The organism is Blautia sp. AF19-10LB, from assembly GCF_003461245.1.
GTDB lineage: Bacteria > Bacillota > Clostridia > Lachnospirales > Lachnospiraceae > Blautia_A > Blautia_A intestinihominis.
Genome location: NZ_QTWS01000003.1, coordinates 131,964 through 143,445 on the forward strand (window position 1 = coordinate 131,964; position 11,482 = coordinate 143,445).

Sequence of the window (11,482 nt, forward strand, 5' to 3'; positions counted from 1 at the left end):
CTCTGTTCCATCTTCCCTATTACTTTATCCGATTTACTGGATCCGCATTCCTCAAAATGGAAGAAAGCCCTCAGGTGCTTGTTATTTTTTATTTCTTATATTATATTCGCGGATTCTTTCCTTTTTCAATGGACAAAAAGAGGTCGATGGTAAATTATCTTACCACCGACCTGATCTGTAAGGTATTGTATTTTCTTTGTTATTCTACGTAATAAACATAAGAAGCTTTTCTTGGTGCGGCCTTCGGAGCATCACCGTCTGCATAACCGAGGATGCAATGTCCGATTCCTTCATAATCGCCCTCGATTCCAAGAGATCTGAGGAGTTCTTTGCCTTCTTCACTCTCGAATTCTTCTTTGGCTCTGTGGATCCAGCAGCTTCCGATTCCCTGTGCTTCTGCTTCCAGCATCAGATTTCCCATAACGAGGCTTCCGTCATAAATGTATGTCGGACGTGCCTTGTCAGCCAGCACGATCAGAACGACCGGTGCGCCGTAGAACGGATCGATCTCAACTCCCATGATCTTTGCATTCATGGCAGAAAGTTTATCGCGGAGCTCCTTGTTTGTCACAGCAATGATGATCGGGGACTGTTTACCCATTCCTGTTGCCGCGTAGGTTCCTGCTTCGATGATCTTCTCAAGTTTGTCCTGCGGGATCATGTCGCTTTTGTATTTGCGGATGCTTCTTCTGCTTTTGATCGTTTCAAGTACGTCACTCATGTTTTTTACCTCCTATTTCTTGCTGCGGTATGCTTCTGCTTCCCAGTGTGTAATGAAATATGTAATGTCATCTGTCATCTGCAGTGCTCCGCCAAAGCTCTCTGCATATACTGCAAGTTTGATGGCATCTTTGACCAGGAGCTGTGCTTTTGCAGCTTTTCCCTTGTCATCTTCCATGATAAAGCCGCCAACGCCCTGTACCAGAATGAGGCGTGGTTCTTTGTCATTCTCTTTCATAAATGCGTCCAGTGCTTCTTTTGCCTGATCGATATTCTCTACAAATAACGGATATGGTCCGCAGTACACAATATGATCCGGAGTAAATGGTTTCAGAAGCGGTGCTGCTGATGCTTTGTCCTTTACGAAATTGTCCATTTCTGCTGCCGGCACAACTTCCACCGCATGTCCCAGTAATTCGGAAAGTTTCTGCGCAGCCTGCTCTTTCTCCGGTGTGACAGCTTCGCTTACGTCAGCGGTTCTTTTAACCTGTTTCTCTAACTTACTGATGACGCCGTCAAATAAAACGCCAATCTCCTCCACAGTATCTGCCGCAACAAAAATGCCGTGATTCTGAAGCAGAAGAACCTGAACATCCTTTCCGGTTTCTTCTTTGTAGGCGTTCATTTTCTCGTAACAGATGCGTGCAAGTGTATATCCCGGTTTGCAGATATCGATCCAGAGAACATCTTTGCCCAGAAGTTCCTCGCAAAGTGCCTGTGCGCCCTTTCCGCAGGTCAGGCCGTTGACAAGAGTCGGGTGAACATGCAGTACATAAGTATAGGCAAATAAATTGTGGAGCAGTGCTTCTACGCTTGGACGTTTGGTCTTGTCATCGTCTGTCACCGCCGCCATGACATCAGCAAGGTATGCAGATTCACGTTTCACGTCATCGGACGGATACTCTGTTTTCATGATTTCATTCAGGCGTGCTCTGCTCATCTCAACAAATTCTTCTGCCTTGATTGTGGCAAGCTGTGTGCCTGAGCCCTTAACATAAAGTGTTGTGTCATCCTTGACAGAAGTATTTCCCCCACCAGCCAGAACATAAGCCGGATTACTTCCGTATGTGTTGGACATTTTTACTAAAGTTGAAAGATCCATAATTGAAATTCCTCCGTTTTTTTATCATTATAATAGGTTTTTGCTAATACCATATCTGCTATCTATCATAGCACATAAACAGACTTTCTGGGATGTTATTTTACAGATTATTCATAGAATTTTCTACTAATCATCCAAACTTACAGATTCTTAAGTGTTTCAAATGGAATCGTTCCGCCAAACAGATCCAGGGCACTTCCGACGGTCACATCAAGTCTGCCTTTGCCGTGAAGCTTCAAAAGTTTGATGTCCTGCATGCTTCCTACACCACCGGCATAGGTGATCGGGCGTTTCTGGTATGCGGAAAGGAGGTCCGCGAGTTCTGTCTCGATGCCGTTTGCCTTGCCTTCTACATCTACTGCATGAACGAGGAATTCATCGCAATGGCTTCCGAGTTCTTCCATCACTTCGAGGGTTACCGGTACGTCGGTAAATTTCTGCCAGCGGTCTGTGACGATGAAGTACTGGTTGTCTTTTTTGCGGCAGCTGAGATCAAGTACGAGATGTTCTCTGCCTGCTGCCTGTTCCATCCTGGCGAGGTTTTCCCAGGAAAGTCTGCCGTCCTTAAAAACATAGGAGGTGACGATCACATGGCTTGCTCCGGCGTTCAGATAGTCCTGCGCGTTTTCCGGGCAGACACCGCCTCCGATCTGGAGCCCTCCCGGATATGCCCTGAGAGCCTTAAGTGCCTGGTTTCTGGTGGCTTCGTAGTATTCAGAATCTTTTCCATTCAGAAGGATGACATGTCCGCCTTTCAGTCCGGCGTTTTTGTATAATTCTGCATAAAAAGTCGCATCCTGTCCGGATACGAAGTTTTCTTTTGCCTGGTCTCCGGCATCCTTGAGGCTGCCGCCTACGATCTGTTTTACTTTTCCATTATGTATGTCGATGCATGGACGAAATTTCATAGTCTGTTTCTCCCTTCAATATAAAACCCCCGGATTCTGATAGGTCCAGGGGTTTTGCATGATCCTGTTCAGGTTTTCCTGAGGATATCATAATATGGTTTTCTGTTTCATGCAAGCGTTTTTACTTTATCATGCTAAATTATTAAAACCGATATAAGATCTTATCGTCCCTCTACTGCATTTCCAACGGCATCGCCGACATCTTCCACCGCGTCACCCACGCCGTCGCCGAGATCTTTGACTCCGTTTCCGAGTGCACCTGATACTGTATCGTCGTTGTTGTCTGCATTATTATTCATATTTTCTGTATTGTTTTCTGCTGTTCCGGCTCCGTTTTCTGTCACGGTTCCGTTATCCCCGGTTCCTTCTGACATCGTATCGCCATTGTCTATCGCAGCATCGTCTGCACCAGAGTTTGCGTCTGCATTGTTTCCATTGACATTGTCGTTTGCCGTAGTATCATCCGCATTATCGCCCATCATATCATTTTCTTCCGTCACAGTTCCGGTCTCATCGGCTGCATTATTATTGTTTCCACAGGCAGTCAGCATTCCAAGCGTCATGATAAGCAATGTACCTGTCAGGATCCCTTTGAATTTTTTCATTGTCATTCTCCTTTACCATGGATTTTATCTTGTGGTAATAATATGTACCGGATTTCGAGATCCTATTCTGGAAGAAACTGGAATTACATAAAAAGGCATGTGCCACAAAAGACACATGCCCATGAAATTTTAATCTTCTTTTACATAATTTGCACCGAGTTTTGCAGGTACGTTGAACTGTTTTCTACATACGGTCAGTACGATGACCAGAATGTACGGCAGTGCACTGAACAGCTCACTCGGAACAGAGGAAGTTCCCATCGCTCTGACGAAGATACCAAGTGCATCGGAAATACCAAAGATGATTCCAAAGATCAGCGCGCCGACCGGATTCCAGTTTCCGAGGAAACAGATACCGAATGCAATCCATCCACGTCCGCCGATGATCTCTGCATTGTACATGCCGACGTTGCACAGCGGATAGTAAGCTCCGGCGATACCGCCAAGGCATCCGGCTACTGCTACTGCAAGAAAACGTGTACGTGTTACATTGATACCGGCCGCATCTGCTGCCTCCGGGTTTTCACCACAGGATCTCATGGACAGACCAAGAGAAGTCTTGTATATCACAAAGAAAATGATCGGCACCAGAATATACGTAAAATAGGTTACCAGGTTCTGGGAAAAGATCGCCTGTCCAATGATCGAGATCTTACTCAGAAGCGGGATCTTGATCGTCTTGAGGATGTTTACCTTAAGCGGTACTGTCTGGATACCAAAGATCACACGGTAGAAAAATGTACAGCATCCTGTCACAAGGATCGCAACAGCAGTTCCCATTACGATCTGGTGCTGATGCATGTAAATCGTCGTCACGCCATAAAGCAGTGACACGATCAGTCCGCATACCATCGCAAGCAAAAATCCGATCAGAAGATTTCCGGAAAGATAAGCTCCGATAAATCCTCCCCACGCGCCAACGAGGAAAATACCCTCGATCGCCGTTACCATCATACCTGTACGTTCTGCCAGAACCTCACCTAATGCGCCCAGAACAAGAGGCGTACTCATAAAAATAGCTCTTGTAATCAAATTCACAAAAATCTGCATACTCAAACCTCTCCTTTCTGGATCTTCTGTTTCTTCATGCTTCTGACTTCCAGTTTCTTTCTTACAAAGAAGGACATCAGTACGAACAGCATTACGAAACCGAGCATTACATCAATAACACTTGCCGGCGCATCTGTAGAATGGCCAAGTGCAGTACCTCCGACCTGGAGAGTACCAAACAGCAGTGCCGCAAAGATGACACCGATCGGGTTGGCATTTGCCATGATCGCAATACCGATTCCATAAGAACCGATATCGGATTCCAGTCCGGTAAGAAGCATATGCTGCATGCCATTGATCTCAGTGAAACCTGCAAGACCTGCAACTGCGCCACTGATAAAGAAAGCCAGCATGCACTGTGTTTTCGGATTGATACCCGACATTGCCGCTGCATCCTGATTGAATCCCATAACACGGATACGATATCCCATGGAAGTACGGTACAGGATGAACCAGATCACGATCGCTGCTGCAACCGCGATCACGATACCAAGTGAAACAGAAGTTCCATTGATGATCTTTGGCAGCCATGCGGAATTATCAATGTAGTCTGTTTTTAAATATTCATGCTTTGACTCCTGGAGAACAGTTCTCAGAAGGAGCTGCATAACATAAGTAATAACATAGGTAGACATCATACTTACAAGGAACTCATTTGCATTGAATTTCGCTTTGAGGAATCCAATGATGAATCCTGTAAGACCGCCGCCGATCATACTTGCAAGGCAGGCAGTGATCAGAACGACCGGTCCTGGGACTTTGGTCTGGAGCTGCAGTGTCACTGCAACCGCACAGATACATCCAACATAAAACTGTCCCTGTGCACCGATGTTATAAAGGTTTGCTTTGTATGTAAAAGCGAATGCAAGACTGGTAAGGATCAGAGGTGTTGTCTTTACCAGGATATTTCCCATGGAAAATTTATCTGCAAACGTTTCTGAAAGCATGATCTTGAGAGATTCTACCGGATTTACACCAAGCAGCGGCAAAAATGCAAAACTGATCACCAGTCCAAGGATGATCGCCAGAACGGTCCACAGCAGAAGCTCTGCTACTTTTTTCTGTTGTTTCATGATTCTGCACCTTCTTTCTCAGGCTGTACACCAGCCATCAGCAATCCGATCTTTTCTGTTGTAAGTTCTCCGTTTTTGAAGATTCCCATGATCTTTCCTTTATAGAGAACCGCAATCCTGTCGGAAAGTGCAAAGATCTCTGAAAGTTCTGTCGAAACAAGAAGAACTGCTTTTCCCTTGTCTCTTTCCCCAAGGATCGTCTTATGTACATAGTTGATCGCACCAAGGTCAAGTCCACGGGTTGGCTGGTCAAAAATGATCAGCTTGTCACCCATATCAACTTCACGGGCAACGACCATCTTCTGCTGGTTACCACCGGAGAGGCTTCCTACCGTAACAGTGTGGTCCGGTGCTTTGATCGCATATTTTTTGATGCTGTCTTCTGTATAACGGTGAAGTGCTGACCAGCGGATCAGTCCGTGATTGACCCATTTGTTCAGGTAACTGGATTTGAGGAGCATGTTTTCGGACATGGACATCTCTGCAACCATTCCATAACGATAACGGTCTGCTGCCGCATATCCCATACCAAGTTTGATCCTGTCTTTGACAGATTCGTTTGTGACATCCTCTCCGTCCAGTTCGATCCTGCCGGATGTGATCGGGATTCCTCCGTAGATCGCCTCACAGAGTTCCTGCTGTCCATTGTCGGAAACTCCCGCAAATCCAAGAACTTCTCCCTCATGGATCTCAAAATTGATGTCTTCCAGAAGCGGTGTATGGCCCTTCGGCTTAATGCTTAAGTCTTTGACCGCAAGGCGTACTCTGCGATTGCTCATATCTTCGGTTCCTGGTTTTTCCAGGGTTTCCAGTTCATGACCGATCATCATATGTGCAAGTTCTGTTTCAGAAGTATCTGTCTTCTTTACAGTACCGCAGATGCTTCCGTTTCTCATAACAACGATCGTATCAGAAACCGCCATAACCTCACGCATCTTGTGCGTGATAAATACTACAGAATTGCCTTTCTCAACATAGCGGCGGACAAACTCCATCAGCGTATCGATCTCCTGAGGCGTAAGTACAGCAGTAGGCTCATCCATGATCAGGACTCTGGCATTGAGATAAAGCGCCTTGAGGATCTCAACTTTCTGCTGAGTTCCTACGGAAAGATTCTTTACATACTCTCCTGCCGGAACCTGAAATCCGTACTGCTCTGCAAGCGCCTGGATCTCTTTTTCTTTTTTCTTGATATCCAGCTTTCCCTTACAGTTTCCGAGAATGATATTCTCTGTAACTGTATGTGCCGGAACCAGTGAAAAATGCTGCTGGATCATGGAGATACCAGCGTCCATTGCTTCTTTTGGTGTTGCGATCTTGCGTTCTTTGCCGTCGATCCAGATCTCTCCGGATGTTGCGTGGTACAGGCCATACAAAATCTTCATGATCGTACTCTTACCGGCTCCATTCTCTCCCAGAAGAGCTACAACTTCGCCCTTGTGGATCGTGATGGAAACATCATCATTTGCCAGTACTTTGGCAAAGCGTTTGGTAATGTGTTTCAGTTCTATAACAGGCTCATTCATGATTTCGCCATCCCCTTTCCTTATAAAATTGACAGTGCCAAAAGGCACTGTCAATCTGGAAACTCATATTCTCATCAACGATTGTTATTCTGCTTCAGAGAAATACTGTGTGAAATCGATCTTGCCATCTGTGATATCCTGTGTTGCCTGCTCAACTGCACTCTTGCATTCATCTGAAACTGCATCTGTATAGATTGCTTCAAATACGCCTTCTGCTACGCCGACTTCCTGAGCACCTTTCAGTTCACCGGAAGCGATTCCTTCAACGATCCAAGGATAAACATTTGACCAGTTCATATTTACAGAAGCAACTACACAGTCGCTCTCGTCGTTCTTATTAGCTGCAAATGCAACGAATTTGGCACCTTTTTCTTCTGCAGACTGAACAGCACCGGATGCACCTTCGTTGGAATAGCAGAATACGGTATCAGCACCATTGTCGATCATCTGGTCTGTCATGGATTTGGTTACGGAAACGTCTGTCCATGTATTCAGGAAGGATCTGTTTGCCTCTGCACCTTCGATTCCTCTTTCTTCTGCAACTTCTTTGGCTGCGCCTTCGTATGTATCAAGAAGTTTGACCATTGCTGCATTGGACTCGCCGCCCTCTGTTGCAAATTTACCATTTTCTGTTGTGTATCCTGCGATGATACCTGCAAGATAGGAACCTTCATATTCTTTCGGGAATACAGGAACCATGTTGTCAGAATCGCTTGCTGTACCATTGATAACAGTGTATACAGTGTCCGGATACTGAGGTGCTACTGCTGCACTAGCCTCATCAAACTGGCTTCCTGCTGCCATTACCAGATCATAGCCTTTCTCGCCATATTCTGTAAAGGTGGATTCAAATTCTTCTACCGGAACGGATTCAACAACTTCGATGGAGGTGCCAAGCTCCTCGTCACATTCTTTCGCTCCTGCATTGTTGCTTGCATTCCAACTCTGGTCATCAATGCTTCCCGGAAGGATCAGAACGATCTTCATTCCTGCATAATCTGCATCGTCTGCCAGTACCGGAACTGTCATAGTTGCTGTGAATAATACTCCACAAAGTGCTGCTGCTAATGCTTTTTTCATATTGAATTTCCTCCTTTTTCCCTCAGTTCTCCGGCTGATGTGTCACTTTTCAGTAACTTTTTTTGTTTTTTATTTAATACACGACTTTTGATATAGTTACTATATCACAAAAATTTTGAGAGTTCAATAATATTTTTGTACAATTAGTCGAATAGTTTTTTGTCTACTTTTTTAGTTTTTCGACATTTTCAACAGGCCTGTTCAGTCAAAGTTACGCCAAATGCAAAAAGGCGCAAACACCATATGATGTTTACGCCTTTGTAAATTCGATTGTTCTTTGATTGATGAGGTCATAATAGCACAATATTTTTTTGATTGCAAGAACTTTTTTTAGTTTTTGGCATGTCAAAAAAGCGTCCTGATGTTATTTATCCCTCGATCACATCAGCCATATCATATCTTCCTGCCGGTTTGCCTGCGAGGAATTTGGCTGCCTCTACTGCGCCTTTGCCAAAAACAGCTTTGGAATATGCAGTGTGCTTGAATTCGATCACTTCATCCGGACCTGCGAAGATCACTTCGTGGTCACCTACGATAGTTCCGCCACGGACTGCGGAGATACCGATCTCCTTATCGTCACGCATCTCGCGCTTCTGGCTTCTGTCATAGACATAGTGATACTGGTTATCCATAGCTTCGTTAAGGCTGTCTGCAAGCGCCAGAGCTGTACCGCTCGGTGCATCTACTTTGAGACGGTGATGACGCTCTACGATCTCCATGTCAAATCCTGCTGTTGCAAGAACTTTGGCAGCATCCTGGATCAGTTTGAGCAGGGTGTTGATGCCAAGAGACATATTTGCGGATTTGAGGACAGGGATCTTCTTTGCTGTCTCCTCTACTTTGGCAAGCTGTTCTTCGGAAAGTCCTGTTGTGCAGAGTACAACCGGAAGGTTACGCTCTACGCAGAAATCCAGCAGTGCATCTGCTGCCTTGGCTGAAGAAAAGTCGATCACTACATCTGCCTCTGTCTGACATGCTTTGATTTCTGTGAATACCGGATATGTGGTGTTTCCTTTGTCTGCAATATCGATTCCGGCAACGATCTCTGCATTTGCATCCTTCGCAACCAGATCAGAGATCACCTGACCCATATGTCCACAGCATCCGTGCATAATAATTTTTACCATAATCTTAGTTTCCTCCGGGGTATCTTAAGCAAGTTTGATTCCAAAATTTTTCATTGCTTTGATCAGTGTTTCCTTGCTTGCTTCTTCCATCTCGCAAAGCGGCATACGAAGCGGTCCTACATTCATTCCCATAAGGTTCAGAGCAGTCTTGACCGGAATCGGGTTTACTTCGCAGAAAAGTGCATTGATCAGCGGGATCGCATCGATCTGGATCTTGGCAGCTCCCTTGGTGTCTCCCTCAAGGAATTTCATTACCATATCATGAGTTTCCTTCGGTGCAACGTTGGAAAGTACGGAGATAACACCCAGTCCGCCCAGTGAAAGGATCGGAAGTACCTGATCGTCGTTTCCGGAATACAGTTCCAGGTCTTCGCCAGCCAGAGAAACTGTCTTGGCGATCTGGGAAAGGTCTCCGCTTGCAGCCTTAAGACCTACGATGTTCTTGACATTCTTAACAAGAGTGGCAACAGTTGCCGGCTGAAGATTACATCCTGTACGGCTCGGAACGTTGTACATAATGATCGGTGTCTCCGGTACTGCGTTTGCTACTGCAGTATAGTGAGCGATGAGTCCCTTCTGAGTTGCCTTATTATAATAAGGAGTTACTACCAGCAGAGCGTCTGCTCCGTAGGATGCTGCTTCCTTGGACATCATGATCGCAGTTTCTGTGCAATTAGAACCTGTTCCTGCGATAACCGGAACACGTTTGTTTACTTTGTCAATTGCAAATTTGATAGTTTTGAGATGCTCTCCATGTGTCATGGTTGCAGACTCACCTGTGGTACCGCAGATGATGATCGCATCTGTGCTGTTGGCAATCTGATACTCGAGCAGTTCTTCCAGTTTGTCGTAGTTCACCTTTCCGTCTTCATACATAGGGGTAACGATCGCTACACCTGCACCTTTAAAAATTGCCATTTGAACTCCTCCTTTATTCTTCTGTAATTTAATATATTCTGATAATCTGCCGGATGCTCACTGCTGTTCGCAGGAGTGATGGACTTCCTCGGAATTCAGTGTGGTTATCGTATCCACATATGGCTTAAGTTCCTCCGGAAAATTCCAGCCGGTCATTACTATATGCATGGACTCGTCCTTCTGTTTCAGAATGTCTATAATGGCATCTACCGTGACGATCCCACGATCCAGAAGTCCCAGAATCTCATCAAGCAAAAGAAAATCGCATTCCTGTGTCACAACAACCTTGCGGGCAAAATTCAATCCGTTGAGGATATTGGATCTCTCCTCCGCTTTCTCTTCCTCAGTGAGCTGTTCATAACAGCAGTCCCTCTTTTCAAAACGGAAAATCTTGAAATCCAGATTGTCCAGATCCTCCAGAAAATCCAGTGAACGCTTCTCACATCCCTTTAGGAACTGGATAACGATCACACTCTTGCCCTGCACCGCTTCACGGATGCTCTGTCCGATCGCGAGTGCGGTCTTGCCCTTTCCGTTTCCACAGTATACTTCTGTTAATTCTCTTTCCATAACTACTTCCTCTTAACGTTGGTAAAACTAATCCTTGCATTAATGGTTTTATCTTACCTCAGTTCCGGCAAAAAAGCAAGCTGTATCTGTCCTCCGGACGTTTCCCAGATATTTCCTAATCTACGTACTCCAACTTGCTCACGGATACTTCATACGCTATGCGCTTCTCGGACTGATTCTCACCGATACGCTTCATATATTCCCTGCTCTGGATCCTGCCCCACAGAAGTACATGTCCGCCTACTGCAAACGCCGAAGCATATCGCGCATTTCTGCCCCAGCAGATGCATGGTATGTAATCTGATTTTCCGTAAGGCCGGTTCACTGCCAGCAGGATATCTGCAATTTCTCTTCCAAGAGGAGTCTTGCGGTAAACCGGCGGTTTGCATATAAAGCCATCCATAAAGATCTGGTTGACCGGAACATTTTCATCGTCCTCCTCCACAAACTTCACTTCACGCGCAAAGACAGAGAGCACCAGTCGATTGTGCTTCTCCTCATGGCGGTTATAGGAACGAAACTGTCCATGGATTTCAATATACTCTCCTATATAATCCTGTGTGACATCGATCAGACGCTCTGACACCATGACCGGGATCCTGTCCTCAGAATCACTCAGACGCTTGACGATCAGCTCCATTGTATAAAAGCCCTCGCCAAACACCAGATGACTGAATGTAAAGCCTGTATCAATTTTTCCCATGATCGATACCTGATTGTTTTCAATGATTTTGTCTGCCATAAATAGTTCTCCTTCCTCTTTGGGTATTTTGTTTTTTATAGAACTATGAATATGAAGGCTT

The 11,482-nt window shown here is 45.3% G+C and carries 12 protein-coding genes; all 12 read right to left on the bottom strand.

The genetic code is table 11. The features are described 5' to 3' along the window. Positions 1-199: 199 nt before the first annotated feature. Entirely contained in the window at positions 200-721 is a 522-nt protein-coding gene (locus DWX28_RS03430; protein ID WP_022214069.1) for a nitroreductase, read from the bottom strand. A 12-nt stretch (positions 722-733) separates the two neighbouring features. Further along, positions 734-1,822: a class II aldolase/adducin family protein gene (locus tag DWX28_RS03435; protein WP_022214070.1), complete on the bottom strand. Its 1,089-nt coding sequence runs from the start codon at positions 1,820-1,822 to the stop codon at positions 734-736. Positions 1,823-1,962: 140 nt separating this feature from the next. Then, entirely contained in the window at positions 1,963-2,730 is a 768-nt protein-coding gene (gene hisA, locus DWX28_RS03440) for a phosphoribosylformimino-5-aminoimidazole carboxamide ribotide isomerase (RefSeq protein WP_022214071.1), read from the bottom strand. Between the two features lie 161 nt (positions 2,731-2,891). Further along, positions 2,892-3,335 (bottom strand): hypothetical protein, encoded by a 444-nt coding sequence (locus DWX28_RS03445; protein ID WP_022214072.1) that lies wholly within the window; start codon positions 3,333-3,335, stop codon positions 2,892-2,894. 129 nt (positions 3,336-3,464) lie between these two features. Continuing rightward, positions 3,465-4,385: an ABC transporter permease gene (locus tag DWX28_RS03450; protein ID WP_022214073.1), complete on the bottom strand. Its 921-nt coding sequence runs from the start codon at positions 4,383-4,385 to the stop codon at positions 3,465-3,467. 2 nt (positions 4,386-4,387) lie between these two features. Next, the gene (locus tag DWX28_RS03455) at positions 4,388-5,458 is read right to left on the bottom strand and encodes an ABC transporter permease (RefSeq protein WP_022214074.1); all 1,071 of its coding nucleotides are present in this window, start codon (positions 5,456-5,458) and stop codon (positions 4,388-4,390) included. Further along, a complete protein-coding gene (locus DWX28_RS03460; protein ID WP_022214075.1) occupies positions 5,455-6,984 on the bottom strand; it encodes an ABC transporter ATP-binding protein in 1,530 nt (509 codons plus the stop codon). Before DWX28_RS03460 ends, DWX28_RS03455 begins: the two co-directional genes overlap by 4 nt. Before the next feature lie 84 nt (positions 6,985-7,068). Then, complete coding sequence (locus DWX28_RS03465) at positions 7,069-8,064, bottom strand: BMP family protein (protein WP_022214076.1); 996 nt, start codon at positions 8,062-8,064, stop codon at positions 7,069-7,071. A 368-nt stretch (positions 8,065-8,432) separates the two neighbouring features. Then, entirely contained in the window at positions 8,433-9,191 is a 759-nt protein-coding gene (gene dapB / locus DWX28_RS03470) for a 4-hydroxy-tetrahydrodipicolinate reductase (RefSeq protein ID WP_118251845.1), read from the bottom strand. Between the two features lie 24 nt (positions 9,192-9,215). Beyond that, positions 9,216-10,109 (bottom strand): 4-hydroxy-tetrahydrodipicolinate synthase, encoded by an 894-nt coding sequence (dapA, locus tag DWX28_RS03475; protein ID WP_118251846.1) that lies wholly within the window; start codon positions 10,107-10,109, stop codon positions 9,216-9,218. Positions 10,110-10,166: 57 nt separating this feature from the next. After that, the gene (locus tag DWX28_RS03480; protein WP_022214079.1) at positions 10,167-10,679 is read right to left on the bottom strand and encodes a cob(I)yrinic acid a,c-diamide adenosyltransferase; all 513 of its coding nucleotides are present in this window, start codon (positions 10,677-10,679) and stop codon (positions 10,167-10,169) included. Positions 10,680-10,794: 115 nt separating this feature from the next. Then, positions 10,795-11,421 (bottom strand): single-stranded DNA-binding protein, encoded by a 627-nt coding sequence (locus DWX28_RS03485; protein WP_022214080.1) that lies wholly within the window; start codon positions 11,419-11,421, stop codon positions 10,795-10,797. Between the last annotated feature and the right edge of the window lie 61 nt (positions 11,422-11,482).